At 62.3% G+C, this 15,070-nt stretch carries 14 protein-coding genes; 4 read left to right on the forward strand and 10 right to left on the reverse strand.

Annotated elements, in window-relative coordinates; genetic code table 11:
• Positions 1–237: 237 nt before the first annotated feature.
• Positions 238–1,653 carry an argininosuccinate lyase gene (gene argH / locus VFW93_RS09715; RefSeq protein WP_329693798.1) on the reverse strand — a complete coding sequence of 472 codons (1,416 nt, stop codon included), beginning with the start codon at positions 1,651–1,653 and terminating at the stop codon, positions 238–240.
• Between the two features lie 71 nt (positions 1,654–1,724).
• Between argH and VFW93_RS09720 the strand changes: the two genes are divergently transcribed.
• Together VFW93_RS09720 and VFW93_RS09725 are read left to right on the forward strand one after the other, a co-directional pair.
• A complete protein-coding gene (locus tag VFW93_RS09720; protein ID WP_329693799.1) occupies positions 1,725–2,885 on the forward strand; it encodes a sensor histidine kinase in 1,161 nt (386 codons plus the stop codon).
• Positions 2,882–3,658, forward strand: coding sequence for a LytTR family DNA-binding domain-containing protein (locus VFW93_RS09725; protein WP_329693800.1), 777 nt, complete (start codon positions 2,882–2,884; stop codon positions 3,656–3,658). The genes VFW93_RS09720 and VFW93_RS09725 overlap by 4 nt, the downstream gene beginning before the upstream one ends.
• Positions 3,659–3,680: 22 nt before the next feature.
• Here VFW93_RS09725 and VFW93_RS09730 read toward each other — a convergent pair whose 3' ends face one another.
• From VFW93_RS09730 to VFW93_RS09770, 9 genes are all read right to left on the reverse strand, one after another.
• Positions 3,681–4,358, reverse strand: a complete 678-nt coding sequence (locus VFW93_RS09730; protein WP_329693801.1) for a protein phosphatase CheZ — start codon at positions 4,356–4,358, stop codon at positions 3,681–3,683.
• Positions 4,359–4,371: 13 nt separating this feature from the next.
• Positions 4,372–4,770, reverse strand: a complete 399-nt coding sequence (gene cheY / locus VFW93_RS09735; RefSeq protein WP_329693802.1) for a chemotaxis response regulator CheY — start codon at positions 4,768–4,770, stop codon at positions 4,372–4,374.
• Positions 4,771–4,828: 58 nt separating this feature from the next.
• Positions 4,829–5,788 carry a flagellar motor protein MotB gene (motB, locus tag VFW93_RS09740; RefSeq protein WP_329693803.1) on the reverse strand — a complete coding sequence of 320 codons (960 nt, stop codon included), beginning with the start codon at positions 5,786–5,788 and terminating at the stop codon, positions 4,829–4,831.
• Positions 5,789–5,791: 3 nt separating this feature from the next.
• Entirely contained in the window at positions 5,792–6,649 is an 858-nt protein-coding gene (gene motA, locus VFW93_RS09745) for a flagellar motor stator protein MotA (protein WP_329693804.1), read from the reverse strand.
• A 313-nt stretch (positions 6,650–6,962) separates the two neighbouring features.
• A complete protein-coding gene (flhC, locus tag VFW93_RS09750; protein ID WP_329693805.1) occupies positions 6,963–7,499 on the reverse strand; it encodes a flagellar transcriptional regulator FlhC in 537 nt (178 codons plus the stop codon).
• A 41-nt stretch (positions 7,500–7,540) separates the two neighbouring features.
• Positions 7,541–7,861 (reverse strand): flagellar transcriptional regulator FlhD, encoded by a 321-nt coding sequence (gene flhD / locus VFW93_RS09755; protein WP_329693806.1) that lies wholly within the window; start codon positions 7,859–7,861, stop codon positions 7,541–7,543.
• 722 nt (positions 7,862–8,583) lie between these two features.
• Positions 8,584–9,729, reverse strand: a complete 1,146-nt coding sequence (locus tag VFW93_RS09760) for an acyl-CoA desaturase (RefSeq protein ID WP_329693807.1) — start codon at positions 9,727–9,729, stop codon at positions 8,584–8,586.
• A gap of 72 nt (positions 9,730–9,801) precedes the next feature.
• The gene (locus tag VFW93_RS09765; RefSeq protein WP_329693808.1) at positions 9,802–10,953 is read right to left on the reverse strand and encodes an acyl-CoA desaturase; all 1,152 of its coding nucleotides are present in this window, start codon (positions 10,951–10,953) and stop codon (positions 9,802–9,804) included.
• Between the two features lie 7 nt (positions 10,954–10,960).
• Positions 10,961–12,124 carry a ferredoxin reductase gene (locus VFW93_RS09770; protein ID WP_329693809.1) on the reverse strand — a complete coding sequence of 388 codons (1,164 nt, stop codon included), beginning with the start codon at positions 12,122–12,124 and terminating at the stop codon, positions 10,961–10,963.
• A 332-nt stretch (positions 12,125–12,456) separates the two neighbouring features.
• Here VFW93_RS09770 and VFW93_RS09775 point away from each other — a divergent pair, with 332 nt between their 5' ends.
• Together VFW93_RS09775 and VFW93_RS09780 are read left to right on the forward strand one after the other, a co-directional pair.
• A complete protein-coding gene (locus VFW93_RS09775) occupies positions 12,457–13,170 on the forward strand; it encodes a transposase (protein ID WP_329693810.1) in 714 nt (237 codons plus the stop codon).
• 217 nt (positions 13,171–13,387) lie between these two features.
• Positions 13,388–15,070: glutamate synthase central domain-containing protein (locus VFW93_RS09780; protein WP_414639639.1), on the forward strand; the 1,683-nt coding region annotated here is incomplete at its 3' end.

Consider the following 15,070-nt stretch of genomic DNA (forward strand, 5'->3'; position numbering starts at 1 on the left):
GCGATCAGGTCGGTGCACTCGGTGTGCAGCGTGTCCAGGGCGGGCATGTCCAGCGACATTTCCGGGGACCAGGTGAAACTTGACATGGGTACTCCCTCGTATGGCCCTCAGGCCAACATCCATCACGGGGGCGAGGGTAGCCGGGCCGTTCAGGGGTAAGTTTGAGCTGGCTCAATAAAATCGGGCGATACCCACTCCCCGTATGCGGGGTCGGCACCGCCCGTGACTTTCTGCCAATCAGGCCAGCCGTGCGCGGTGGCGGGCCACCTGGGCGCGCACCTGGGTGGGCGCCGTGCCGCCCAGGATGTTGCGGGCGTTCAGCGAGCCACGCAGGCTCAGCACCTCGTACACGTCCTGTTCGATCGCAGGGTTGTAGGCCTTCAGCTTGTCCAGCGGCAGCTCCGACAGGTCCACGCCAGCGGCAATCGCGTCCTTCACCGCGTGGGCGACCACTTCGTGCGCATCGCGGAAGGGCAGGCCCTTCTTGACCAGGTAGTCGGCCAGGTCGGTGGCGGTGGCATAGCCCTTCTTGGCAGCGCGCTCCATCGCTTCGGGCTTGACGGTGATGCCGGCGGCCATCTCGGCGAAGATGCGCAGCGTGTCCTTGAGCGTGTCGACCGTGTCGAACAAGGGTTCTTTGTCTTCCTGGTTGTCCTTGTTGTAGGCCAGTGGCTGGCCCTTCATCAGGGTGATCAGGCCCATCAGGTGGCCGACCACGCGGCCGGTCTTGCCGCGCGCCAGCTCGGGCACGTCGGGGTTCTTCTTCTGCGGCATGATCGACGAGCCGGTGCAGAAGCGGTCAGCCAGGTCGATGAAACCGAAGGACTGGCTCATCCACAGGATCAGCTCCTCGCTCAGGCGCGAGACATGCACCATCAGCAGCGAAGCGGCCGAGGTGAACTCGATGGCGAAGTCACGGTCACTCACGCCGTCCAGGCTGTTCTGGCAGACGGCGGGCAGGCCGGCTTCATCCACCATGCCCAGGGTGCGGGCGACGCGTTCGCGGTCCAGCGGGTAGCTGGTGCCAGCCAGGGCGGCTGAGCCCAGCGGCAGGCGGTTCACGCGTTTGCGCAGGTCGATCATGCGCTCGGCATCGCGGAAGAACATCTCCACATAGGCCAGCAGGTGGTGGCCAAACGCCACGGGCTGGGCCACTTGCAGGTGGGTGAAGCCAGGCAGGATGGTTTCGGCGTTCTGCTCTGCCACGTCCACCAGGGCTTTTTGCAGCTCGGTCAGCAGCACGCCGATTTCGTCGATTTCACCGCGCAGCCACAGGCGCACGTCGGTGGCGACCTGGTCATTGCGCGATCGGCCGGTGTGCAGGCGCTTGCCGGCGTCGCCCACCAGCTGGGTCAGGCGGGCTTCGATGTTGAGGTGCACGTCTTCCAGATCGAGCTTCCACTCGAAGGCGCCGGATTCGATCTCGGATGTGATCTGGGCCATGCCCTTCTGGATGGACGCCCAGTCATCGGCGGACAGCAGGCCCTGCGCGTTGAGCATCTCGGCGTGAGCCAGCGAGCCCTGGATGTCGGCCTTCCACAGGCGCTTGTCGAAGAAGACGCTGGCGGTGTAGCGCTTGACCAGCTCGCTCATCGGCTCTGAAAACAGGGCCGACCAGGCCTGGGACTTCTTGTCGAGTTGGTTGGTGCTCATGGGGTAGGGTCCTGGATGTGGTCCGCAAATAATGGTCCAGCATCGCGCTCTTCGCGCAAAATGTGCAAACCATGGATTCTACTGAGCTCAAGGCCTCCGGCGCCAGCCAGGCCCAACAAGCTGCTGCCTGGGAGCTGTCCACCCAGTTTTCGCCCACCCAGTTCGGGCCGGGGGCGGATGGCCGTCAGGCGCCGCCTTCGCCGTTTGACGTCTGCCACGTGGGCGTGGTGCTGCGCGTGGTGCTCGGCGTGCAACTGGTGGTGGCGCTGGGCGTGGCCTTTGCGTCGTCGTCGCTCGTGGATTGGCCGCATCGATGGGCGCAGTCTACCGTGCTGACCTTGCCCGCCAGCCTGCTGTGGCTGGTGGTGGCCTGTGCGCTGCGCAAGCCGCTGACGCGTGCCCGTGAACCGATTCAATGGACGGTGGCGGTCTTGCTCGGCGCGGTTTGTGGCGGCCTGGGGCAGATGCAGTCCTCCTGGCTGGACCTGGCCTTGAGCGGGCTGCCTTTTGTGTGGGGCTGGCCGCAGGTGCCGCCGATGTTGACTGGCGGTGCCATTGCTGCGGTTGGCCTGGCCTGGCTGAAGCAACGCGCGCGCAGCGAGTTGCCGGCCCATGCCTCGGCCCGCCTGGCAGAGCTGCAGGCCCGCATCAGGCCCCACTTTCTGTTCAACACGCTCAACACAGCAATTGCGCTGGTGCAGATCGATCCGCAACGCGCTGAGGCCGTGCTGGAGGATCTGGCCGAGTTGTTCCGTCAGGCGCTGTCTTCGCCGACCATGCGGACCACCTTGCGGTCCGAGATCGACCTGGCGCAGCGCTACCTGAGCATCGAGCAGTTGCGCTTTGGCGAGCGCGTGACCGTGCGCTGGGAGCTCGATGAGGAGGCCGGGCGCGCCGAGGTGCCGGCCCTGATCCTTCAGCCGCTGGTCGAGAACGCCGTGCGCCATGGCATCGAGGTGTCGTCGCAAGGCGGCTGGATCGTGGTGCGCACCAAGGCGCAGTCGGGCAGGGTGGTGCTGACCGTGAGCAACTCGGTGCCGGCTGAAGCGCCCGTGGTGTCGTCTGCCGGTCACGGTATCGCCTTGCGCAATGTGCGTCAGCGGCTCAAGCTGATGCACGATGTCGAAGCTGAATTTGACGCTGGCTTGCAAGGCGGCGGTGACACGCGTCAGCCGCCTGTTTATGTGGTGCGCATGGTGGTGCCCCTGCCGCGCAAGGAGACCGCTCAATGAGTTCATTGAAGATCGCCATCATTGACGATGAACCTCTGGCGCGCATGCGCATCAAGTCGCTGCTGTCGCAAGCGAGCGTGGCCAATGAACTGGTGGCGGAGTTCGGGGAGTCCGTGACGGGGCTGCTCTGGCTGCAGGAGGAGGATCAGGCCGGTCGTTCGCCCGACATGCTGCTGCTGGACATCCAGATGCCCGGCCTCGATGGCATGGTGCTGGCAGCCCGTTTGCGTGATCTCAAACAGCCGCCCGCGGTGGTGTTCGTGACCGCCCATGCCGAACATGCCTTGCGTGCCTTTGATCTGGCTGCGGCGGATTACCTCACCAAGCCCGTGCGCCTGGAGCGCTTGAATGCCACGCTGGACCGTGTTCAGAAGCTGGTGTCGGCCAGGCAGACCGAGCCGCCCGCGCAGGATGGGCTGGGTGATGACGACGTTTTCGTGGTGCAGGACAGAGGGCGTCTGGAACGCATTCCTCTGACACAGATCCTGTATTTCAAGGCTGAACAGAAGTACGTCACCTTGCGCACGGCCGATCAAAGCCATGTGCTGGCCGATTCACTGACCGAGCTGGAAAACAAGGTGGGGGATCGCTTCATCCGTGTGCACCGCAATGCGCTGGTGTCAAGGCATGCGATGAAGGCGCTGGAGCGGCGCGCCGACGATGCCGAAGGTGGCGAAACGTGGGCGGTGCAGGTGGTGCCGACGATGGAGTGGTTGTCGGTGTCTCGCCGTCAGGTGACAGCGGTGCGCGAGGCCATGGCCGCTCAGGGCTGAGCCTCGCGTCAGGTCAGTCGGGTCAGAAACCCAGGCTGGCCAGCAGATCGTCGACTTCGCCCTGATTGGTGACGACGTCGGAGCGGCCTGCAGCGTCGACAACAGGGCCTTCCAGGATCACGCCATCGACGGTTGGGGTACCGGTCGTGTGGCCATGACCATGTGCTGTCAGCGTGGCTTCCACCTTTTGCGCCTGCTCGGGTGGGGCAGCCTGAACCAGCAGCTTGACCAGTTGGGATTCCAGATCATTGGCCAGCTTCACGACCTTGGCCACCACCTGGCCTGTCAGGTCATGGAAGTCCTGCGCCATCATGATGTCGGTCAGGTGGCCATCCACGCGGTGCGTGGTTGTTTCCACGTCCTGAACGAAATTCATCACGGCACCGCTGGCCACGGCCTTGACCGGGTCGGCCACAATCAATTGGGCCAGGCGACGCGTTTCCGAGGCAATGTGCTCCTGGTCAGCCTTGGCTTTGTCGACCAGATCGAGCACCTTTTCGGCCGCATCGGCTGTCTTGGTGGCAATGTAGGTCAGGCGGCTGCGTGCATCCGGCAGGTCTTCCACCGTGTACTTCAGATCAGGCAGCACACCCAGCATGTTGAGGGTGTCGTGCAGTTGCCGCGTCAGGGTGCCGAGCTGTTGAAAGATCTCGGGTGACGCTGCAGGCATCTGCATGTTGTCCGGAAGGTCCATTTTCATGATGAACCTCCGTTCAGGCCGTGGCGGCCAGTTTCTGCATGATCTTCTGGACCTTCTCTTCCAAGGTGGCCTTGGTGAAAGGTTTGACGATATAGCCTGCTGCGCCGGACTGGGCGGCCAGCACGATGTCTTCCTTGCGGGCTTCGGCGGTCACCATCAACACCGGCAGATGCTTGAGGCTGTCGTCGGCCTTGATGGCCTTGAGCAGCTCGAAGCCGTTCATGTTGGGCATGTTGATGTCGCTGACCACGAAATCAAACTTCGAATTTTTCAGGATGTTCAATGCCGCTGCACCGTCTTCGGCCTCTTCAGCATTGTTGTAGCCGATCTCCTTGAGCAGGCCCCGGACGATCCGGCGCATGGTGGAGAAGTCATCCACGATGAGAAATTTCATGTCTGCGGGGTTGCTCATGGCTCATCCTTGTTTCAATCGGCGGCGTCCACAGTGTTGTGCCGCACTCGCTAGAGGCTTATCGACCGCTGCCGGCCGGCCTTGAGGGTTTTGTGTCTTCTTCGTCACCGTTGTCGACGCCCTCAGGTGGGACAGATTCCGCACGGGCGGAGTCAAAGAAGCGGTCTTCGGCTTCCCGGTTCATCACGATGATGCTGATGCGCCGGTTCATGGGGCTTTCGGGATCGTCCTTTTCATAGGGCACGCTCGAGGCCAGACCTTGCACGCGCAGCACCTTGCTGCCGGGCAGTCCACCAGCGATCAGCTCTCGTCGTGACGCATTGGCGCGATCGGCCGACAGCTCCCAGTTGCTGTAGCCCCGCTCGCCGGCGCTGAAAGCCTTGGCGTCCGTGTGCCCCTCGATCGTGAGCTTGTTGGGCACCCCTTGCAGCACATGCCCGATCGATCTCAGGATGTCCTGCATGTAGTAGTTCACGTCCGCCGCACCACTGTCGAACATGGGACGGTTCAGGTCGTCGACGATCTGGATGCGCAGGCCCTCGGCCGTGATGTCCAGCCTGATCTGCGTCTTGTATTTGGAGAGACGATCGTCGTTGGCGATCACTTCTTCGACCTTGGCCTTGAGTGCGCGCAAGCGTTCGGTTTCGGCGCGAGCCTGTTCCTGGCGGATGGCCTTCTTGCGGGCTTTCTCGGCAGCGGTCTCGGAAGACTTGCCTTTCTTCATCTGGCCGACGGTTTCTGTGAGGTTGTTGCCCCCGCCCTTGATGACGGAGCTGGCATCACCGGCGCCCGAACCGCCAAAGAACGCGACCTTGAGCGGCGAGTTGAAATAGTCTGCAATGCCCTTCTTGTCACCTTCCGTGGTGGAACCGAGCAGCCACATCAGCAGGAAGAAGGCCATCATGGCGGTCACGAAGTCGGCGTAAGCGATCTTCCACGCACCACCGTGAGCGGCATGGCCACCCTTCTTGATGCGCTTGATGATGATCGGCTGGACCTTCTTCGAATCTCCTGCCATGGCTTACTTCTTCTTCACGTGAGCTTCGAGTTCGGCGAAGGTCGGGCGCTCGGTGGAGTACAGCACCTTGCGGCCGAATTCGATGGCAACTTGCGGGGCATAGCCTTGCATGCTGGCCAGCAGCACGGTCTTGACGACCTGGAATTCCTTCGTGCCTTCATCGAGCTTTTGCTCCATCAGGCCGCCGAGCGGTTCCACCACGCCGTAAGCCAGCAAGATGCCCAGAAAGGTACCCACCAGCGCGGAGCCGATCATGCCGCCCAGCACCGCCGGTGGTTGCCCCACCGAGCCCATGGTGTTCACCACGCCGAGCACGGCGGCCACGATACCGAAAGCAGGCAGGGCGCCGGCCAGTCGGGCCACGGCAGCCACGGCGCCATGCAGTTCGTGGTGGTGGGTGTCGATTTCGTTGTCCATGAGCGCTTCGATCTCATGGGCATTGAGGTTGCCGGAGACCATCATGCGCAGGTAATCGGTCACGAACTCGACCACGTGGTGGTCATGGCCCAGGTTCGGGTACTTCTTGAACAGGGCGGAGTTGTGAGGCTCTTCGACGTCCTTTTCGATGGACATCAGGCCTTCCTTGCGTACCTTCTGCAGGATCTCATAGAGCATGGCCATGAGTTCCATGTAGCGGTCTTTGGTGTACTTGGAGCCCTTGAAGAGGGGGCCGAACTGTGCCAGCACCGCCTTCACGGTCTTGGGCTGGTTGTTCACGAGGAACGCTCCGATGGCGCCACCGCCAATGGCCATCATTTCAGTGGGCATGGCGTGAATGATCACGCTCATGTTCCCGCCGTGAATGATGTAGGCGCCGAAGATGCAGCCTAAGCAGACAACGTAGCCAATGAGGACGAACATGGTTGGTCGCGTTCCGGTCGAATCATGTATGCATCATCGGCAGTTGCTGCCGATTTGATGATGTGAACAACGCCACGGCTCGGGCGTTTTTCACGCTCAGGTACCACCTTGTGAAAGCGCAGGCCTGCTTGTCAAAAAAAGGCGGACCCGATCAGGGGTCCGCGTGAAAGCACAAGTTCAGTGCTAGGAGGAGACAAGCAAGGACGTTTCGCTTCCAAACCGTCCGTCTGTTCTTACGACGCTTCTGATAGGGTCTTGAGGGCCTGATTGGCCACCTGGATCAGAAAGCGTGCGTAGTTCACGAAGACGGGGTTCAGTGCATGTGCAGGCCACCGGCTGCCTTGCCTTTGCCGGCACGAGCGGGTGGGTTGCAAAGGCCACAAACAAAGTGACGCGCGATTTCATGCGGGTGGGTCACGAAGTGGCCACCGCACTTGGAACAGGGGGTCAGGGTGAGCATGCCGTTGTCGATGAACTTCACCAGGCGCCAGGCGCGGGTGACGGACAGCAGGGGCTCCAGGCCTTGGGATTCGGTTTGCTCCAGATACAGCTGATAGGCCTTGATCACGGTGTCAATTTCGTCGATCTCGGCGGCCTTGTTCAGGTACTCGTGGATGTTGAGGAACAGGCTGGCATGAATGTTGGGCTGCCAGGTCATGAACCAGTCGGTCGAGAAGGGCAGCTGGCCTTTGGAGGGCGACTTGCCGGCCACTTCCTTGTACAGGCGCAGCAGGCGCTCATACGACAGATCCGTTTCGGACTCCAGCACTTGCAGGCGGGCACCCAGGTTGATCAGGGTGACGGCGCGGTCGATTTGCTTGGCTTCGGTCAACAGGCTCTTGGTGCGCATGATGCGGGCTCCTACGACGATGTGGCTCAGGTTCGGTGAATTCAGGCAGCTTCCTGGTGGCGGCCGGCCATCAGGATGTTGGCGTGCAGGCGGGTCACGCTGTCGTTGCTGTTCTTGCCGTGGTTGGTCAGCAGGCCCCACACCAGGTCGTCGTCGACGCGCATGCGGCACAGCAGGTTGTTGCCAGACGCAATCTTCATGATCTGGGCCGGGGTCAGGGTGGCCAGCATGGTGGCGGTGTCTTCCGAGATACCCAGGCGGAACAGGGCTTGTTCGCGGTCTGCGCGGATCAGGCTCTGAGCCAGCATCAGGTAGGACAGGTTTGCTTCGCGGATTTCCGTCAGGATTTGGTCGGCGTTCATGTCGGTGTCCTTTGATGAATCAGTTTGGAAGGTCGTTTTGCTGAAGCTTTTGTTTGTGCCGGTTTTGTATCTCGTCGGCATGGATCAAATTCTGTGCTTCACCCCTCGATTTCTGAATAGGCAGGGTGCTGTAAGGCTCGTCGGATGGGTGCTGAGTGTCTTGTCAGAAAAAGCCTGACAAGGGCGACCCCGCATATCGAGCGATTGAACTCTCGCCTGGTGAAATGCTTGTCTTCGGGGCTGGGGCTGGCCGTCGTCCGTGCGTTTTCTCGGGAGAGCGCGGGGCGCGGCCGAGGCGGCATGCGTCCGGGCTTCATTGTTGGCGGTCCCGCTTTGCGGGACTGCTCTACGGTGCTCGTCCAGTTCAGGTGGCTGCGCAACTCGGCCTGCGGCCTCAAACATGCTCGCCATCCCCTTGTCTGCGACAAGGGGCAAACCTGAACTTCCCTGCGCGCCTTCGACGCCAACAAGGCGCCCGGCCGCACGCCCCCTCAGCCTTTCTTCGCCCCGCTGGTGGCCTGCCAAGGTCGCAGCCTGAGCATGCGGACAGCGAGGCGGAAAAGGGCTGAGCCGGTATCTGGCGGGCCGCCAACAATGAAGCCCAGCCAGATACCGGCTCAGACCCCGCCTTGCGTTGCCCCGCCAAACCGCACCAGCACCAGCCCGAACCCATCTAGCTGCGCAAACAGCCTGTCAATCAACAAACGAACAAACGAACGCGATTAACCCGACGTCTTCAGAGAAGTCAACGTCCGCTCCCCTCCCGGGAAGCTGTGACGAACAATCCGCGCCGCCACCGTCGCCAACTGCCCCGGCAAACTGCCCGTGTTGTAAGGCACCCCATGGCGCTTGCACACCTCGCGAACACGCGGCGCCACATCGGCATAGCGGCGAGCGGGCATGTCCGGGTACAGGTGGTGCTCGATCTGATGGCTCAGATTGCCCGTCATGATGTGGAACAGCTTGCCACCGCTGATGTTGCTCGACCCCAGGATCTGACGCAGATACCAATGGCCCTTGTGCTCGCCTTGCACCAGTGCCGGGTCAAAGGTGTGCACACCTGCCGTGAAGTGGCCGCAGAAGATCACCACAAATGTCCACACATTGCGGATCACGTTGGCCACCACATTGCCCAGCAACACGGCCAGCAGCCCCTTGATCAGGCCTGCTCCCAGAACCAGTGACACCAGCCCGCCCACCAAGGGCCACAACACATAGTCCTTCTTGGTCTGCAGCCACATCTTGGCCTTCACGTTGGGCCACAGTGCGCGGATACGTGCCTGTGTGGCCTCCCGGTTCGTGCGCAGCCGCTCGAACTCCATGTTGTGGATGGCAATGGCCCATTCGAACATCAAGGCCACCAGGATCGCATACGGCGCCTGCGTCAGGAACCGTGGCTCCCATGGCGTTTCGGCAGACAGCCGCAACATGCCATAGCCGAAGTCCCGGTCCAGCTCCTGCACATTCGTGTAGTGGTGGTGCATGTAGTTGTGGAAGTGCCGCCAGTCTTCCTTGCTGCATGTGCTGTCCCACTCGTGCGATTTGCCATCGAAGCGCGGGTCATGCATCCAGTCGTACTGGCCATGCATGACGTTGTGCCCGAACTCCATGTTCTGCAGGCACTTGCTCAAGCCCAACAGGGCAGTACCAATCCAGAAGGTGGGCAACCAGGGTGTGGTCAGCAGCAAGGCACGGCCCGCCGTCTCGAACCCACGTATCACCCACAGCAGGCGCGTGATGTAGCGCGCATCTTCCGGGCCTACCTTGGCCATGGTCTCGCGTCGGATGTCGTCAAGCTCACGGGCGAAGGCGTCCAGCGCCTGCGGTGTTTGCGGGCCAGGACAGGGCTGACCGCTTGTACTTGTCATGAGATCCCGATCGATCAGCGTTGGTCTGGCTTGCGATGAAAAAAGGCTGCCTTGCGGCAGCCCCGTGGACGATCAGGCGCGTTCCGGCAGGATGGACTCCACCTCGATGTGCACGGCCTTCTGCGGGCCACCAGGCAGGCTGTAGCGCGCGATGCGCTTGAACACCGTGGCCAGTTGCCAGGCGAAGTTGCCCGTGTTGTAGGGGATGCCGTACTTGGCGCACACGGCACGAACCTTGGGTGCCATCTCGATGTAGCGGTTGGCAGGGATGTCCGGATAGAGGTGGTGCTCGACCTGGTGCGACAGGTTGCCGCTCAGCAGGTGCATCAGCTTGCCGCCCGAGATGTTGCTCGAACCCAGGATCTGACGCAGGTACCACTGACCCTTGGTTTCGCCTTCGATCGACTCGCGGCTGAAGGTGTAGATGTCTTCCGTGAAGTGGCCGCAGAAGATGATGGCCCAGGCCCACACATTGCGGATCAGGTTGCCCACCACATGGCCCATCAGCACGGCCAGTGCGGTGTCAACAGCATGACCAAAGCATGCGCCCACGGCCAGACCGACCAGTGGCCAGCCGATGTAGTCGCGGCGAATCACCTTCCAGATCTTGGCGCGCACCAGCAGCCATTGCGGGCGCACTTCCGACCACTTCTTGCGACCGATCACGACCTTGTCCATCTGCATGTCATGGATGGCCACGAACCATTCGAAGAACAGCGCCAGCAAGGCGGTCAAGGCCAGCTGGAAGGGGTGCAGCCAGCTCCAGCGCAGGTCGGATGACAGGCGCAGCATGCCGTAGCCGAAGTCGCGGTCCTTGCCGATGACGTTGGTGTAGGTGTGGTGCACGAAGTTGTGGGCGTGGCGCCATTCTTCGCGCGGGCAGGTGTTGTCCCACTCGAAGGTGTCGCCGTGGAAGCGCGGGTCGTTCATGAAGTTGAACTGGCCGTGCATCACGTTGTGGCCCAGCTCCATGTTGTCGATGATCTTGGCGATGCCCAGGATGAAGGCGCCCAGCAGCCATGTGGGTGGGAACCAGCCGAACATCAACAGGCCGCGGCCCAGGATTTCGCAGGTGCGCACCGTCAGCAGAATGCCCTTGATGTAGCGGGCGTCGCGATCGCCCAGCGTCTGGCGATGTTCCGCACCGATGGCGTCGAGTTCACGCTCGAAGGCTTGCAACTCTTCGAGGGTCTTGGGGCCAATTTGCATGGTCTTGGTATTCATGGCGAGATCAATTCAGAGATTCAAGATCAAGGTCGCTCATGGCGCTGCTCACGCACAGGCGAATGGGCTGGCCTTCGCCGTCGATGCGTTCGCCCGATGTCAGGTCACGCACCGAGCCGTGATTGAGGCGGCAGGTGCACTCATGGCAGATGCCCTGGCGGCAACCGTGCTTGATGGACAGGCCGGCGGTTTCACCTGCGATCAGCAGCGTCTGGTCGCCAGGCGCCTGAAATGATTGGGCCACGGCATCCCGCACGATGCGTACTTCGTGGCGTGCGTGTGGATCACCACTTGGGCGAGCCGGCGCAAAGGCCTCCAGTGTCAGGCGGGTGGACACGCCAGCCTCCTTCCACAAGGCACGAGCGGTATCCATCAGCGGTGCGGGGCCACAGCAATAGGCGGGCACCTTGGTCCAGTTGGGTACCACGCGCCCCAGCAATTCGGCATCCAGCACCTGTTGAGCGGTAGCAGGTGCTTGCGCGGTGGAGGGGCGCCCCGTGTTGTCCGATGGCGTATTGGCCACACTGTCGATGGCCACGTACTGAAAGCCGGACCAGGATGTGGCGAGCTTGTCCAGGGCCTTGGCGAAGATGCGGTCATCGCGACTGCGCGCGAAGTAGATCAGCGTCGCCTTGGTCTTGGGGAAGTGGCGTTGCAGGTGCTCCAGCATGGCCATGCTGGGCGTGATCCCGCTGCCGCCGGCAATCAGCAGCACTTCGGCAGGCAGGGGTGAAGGCAGGGTGAAGCTGCCGCCGGCCTGTTCGATCTCGATGAACTGGCCCACGCGGGCCTTGTCGTTGAGATGGTTGGACACCAGGCCGCCCGGCTGGCGTTGCACGGTGATGGCAAAGCGGTTGGCATGCCCTTCGACCATGCGAGGCGAATAAGCGCGGCGGTGGCGAACCCCATTGATGGTCACGCCGATCATCACGAACTGACCGGGCTGAAAGCCTTTGAAGGCGGGGCCGGCTTGCAGGACCAGGGTGGTGGCCGTGCCCGTTTCAACCTGGCGCGCCACAATGCGCGCGTTCAGGCGGTGCACGGTCAGCAAGGGGTTGATCAGGCTGAGGGTGTCGTCAAAAGCCAGGGGGCTGATGCCCAGGTGGGACAGCCAACCCGACAGGCGGGCCGCCGCTGCCGTAGGCAGGGGGACGGTGGAAGACTCAGCCATGTTTGTTTCTCTCTCCAGTACTGCACATCTGACATGGCCTTCTTTTTGTATGAAGCCTATGTAATGCAAATCGGTATCTCCAGGCTGAAGCGTACCGAGGCTTGGCGTGTGCTCACAACGGGGGAACTCCTTGAAACGGCCTGCCATCCCCTTGAATGAGGGGCGTTGAAGGGCGGGCGAGTGATGTGCGTCAACATGTTTTCGGTCAGGGCGCGGACCTTGTGTCGTGCTGACGTCATCCGGCGTGTGCGAGGCGCCTCTCACGCCGCACGGATCCTGTTCAGCCAAGCCTGCAATAATTGGGGACACATCATGGTGGAAGGGGGGATTCAATGGCACGACTTCCGCGTCTGGGTGTGGCCGGTTGGCCGCATCTGGTGGTTCAGCGCGTGCATGATGGCCAGTTGCTGGCGCGTGACGAGCAGGATGGCCTGGCCATCCTGGAGGCGCTGAGAGAGGCCAGTCGGCAATACGGGCTGTCCATCCATGCCTACTGCCTCGCGCCGGACCATCTGCATCTGCTGGCCACGCCGTCCACCGACGATGCGCTCAGCCTGGTCATGCAGGCCCTGGGTCGTCGCTACGTGGCGGCCTACAACCGGCGCCACGGACGTCAAGGCGGGCTCTGGGCGGGCCGCTACCGGTCCACCGTGCTGGACCCGGCGCAGTACTTGCTTGATGGCATGGTCTTTGTGGAGTCACACGCCTGGCGTGCCGGGCAGGTGAGCAGGGTGGAAGACGATGTGTGGAGCAGCGTGCGTCACCACCTGGGCATCAAGACCGACCCTTTGGTCTCGGATCACGCCCTGTTCTGGGGCTTGGGCAACACCCCTTTCGAGCGTGACGCGGCCTGGCGCCGCCGGCTGGAGACGGGTTTGTCTGCGTTGCAGATCGAGGGCATGGCCCAGGCCATGCACAAGGGGTGGGCGTTGATGCCGGTAGATGCCGCCGGCAAGCTGGAGGCCTCTGCCGGGCGGCGGTTGGCGCCGCGGCCGCGAGGACGACCACGCAAGCCGCCCGTTTCGCCTGAAAGCACCACAGATTGATGATGTGTCCCTATTTATTTGCCGTGAAATCGTTCCTGCATGAATTAATGTGATCTGACCCCAATTATTAATTCTTGAAAACCCTCGGATTCGGGCGTATCCTTGCCGGTCCCCCGTGTTGTTTTTCCACACTAACTTCTGGAGCGCCCTCATGAGCCAGGCGACTTCGGGAACGACGTTCCCCATCAAACCCGTGTCTGACGCTGCAACCACTTCCGTGGCCACTGCTCAGGAAATCAAGGCCGCAGCCGAGCTGGGCATGTACGCCAACGCCGAGCACGACGCTTGCGGCGTCGGCTTCGTGGCTCACATCAAGGGCCAGAAGGCGCACAGCATCGTGCAACAGGGTCTGAAGATCCTGGAAAACATCGACCACCGCGGTGCCGTGGGTGCCGACCCCCTGATGGGTGACGGCGCGGGCCTGCTGATTCAGATCCCCGACGAGTTCTACCGTGCCGAAATGGCCAAGCAGGGCGTGGAGCTGCCTCCCCCTGGCGAGTACGGCGTCGGCATGATCTTCCTGCCCAAGGAAAGCGCTTCCCGCCAGGCTTGCGAGCAAGAGCTCGAGCGCGCCATCAAGGCGGAAGGCCAGATCCTGCTGGGCTGGCGTGATGTGCCGGTTGACCGCGACATGCCCATGTCGCCCACCGTGCGCGAAAAAGAACCCGTCATCCGCCAGGTCTTCGTGGGCCGTGGTCCCGACATCCTGGTGCCCGATGCCCTGGAGCGCAAGCTCTACGTCATCCGCAAGACGGCGTCCACCAAGATCCAGAGCCTGAACCTGACCCATGGTTCCGAGTACTACGTGCCCAGCATGTCGTGCCGCACCATCATCTACAAGGGCCTGTTGCTGGCTGATCAGGTCGGCAAGTACTACAACGACCTGAAGGATGAGCGCGTGACCTCGGCCCTGGCCCTGGTGCACCAACGCTTCTCGACCAACACCTTCCCTGAATGGCCGCTGGCTCACCCTTACCGCATGGTCGCCCACAACGGCGAAATCAACACGGTCAAGGGCAACTTCAACTGGATGCGCGCCCGCGAAGGCGTGATGAAGTCGCCCGTGCTGGGCGATGACCTGAAGAAGCTGTACCCCATCAGCCTGGACGGCCAGTCCGACACGGCCACGTTCGACAACGCGCTCGAACTGCTGACCATGTCCGGCTACCCGCTGGCCCAGGCCGCCATGATGATGATCCCGGAAGCCTGGGAACAGCACACCACCATGGACGAGCGCCGCCGCGCCTTCTACGAGTACCACGCAGCCATGATGGAACCTTGGGACGGCCCCGCCGCCATGGTCTTCACCGACGGCCGCCAGATCGGCGCCACGCTGGACCGCAACGGCCTGCGTCCCGCCCGTTTCATCATCACCGATGACGACCTGGTCGTGCTCGCCTCCGAGTCCGGCGTGCTGCCCATCCCCGAGAACAAGATCGTCAAGAAGTGGCGTCTGCAGCCGGGCAAGATGTTCCTGATCGACTTCGAACAGGGCCGCATCATCGAAGACGAAGAGCTGAAGGCTCAGTACGCTTCGGCCAAGCCTTATCGCCAGTGGATCGAGAACGTCCGCATCAAGCTCGACACCATTGATGCCAAGGGCAGCGCTGGCGAGTTCAGCGAGTCGCTGCTGGACCGTCAACAGGCTTTCGGCTTCACACAGGAAGACCTCAAGTTCCTGATGGCCCCGATGGCCACCAACGGCGAAGAGGCCACCGGCTCCATGGGCAATGACTCGCCCCTGGCCGTGCTGTCCGAAAAGAACAAGCCGCTGTACAACTACTTCAAGCAGTTGTTCGCCCAGGTGACCAACCCGCCGATCGACCCCATCCGCGAAGCCGTGGTGATGTCGCTGGTGTCCTTCGTTGGTCCCAAGCCCAACCTGCTGGACATCAACGCG

The sequence above is a fragment of the Aquabacterium sp. genome (genome assembly GCF_036279675.1).
Lineage (GTDB): Bacteria > Pseudomonadota > Gammaproteobacteria > Burkholderiales > Burkholderiaceae_C > Aquabacterium.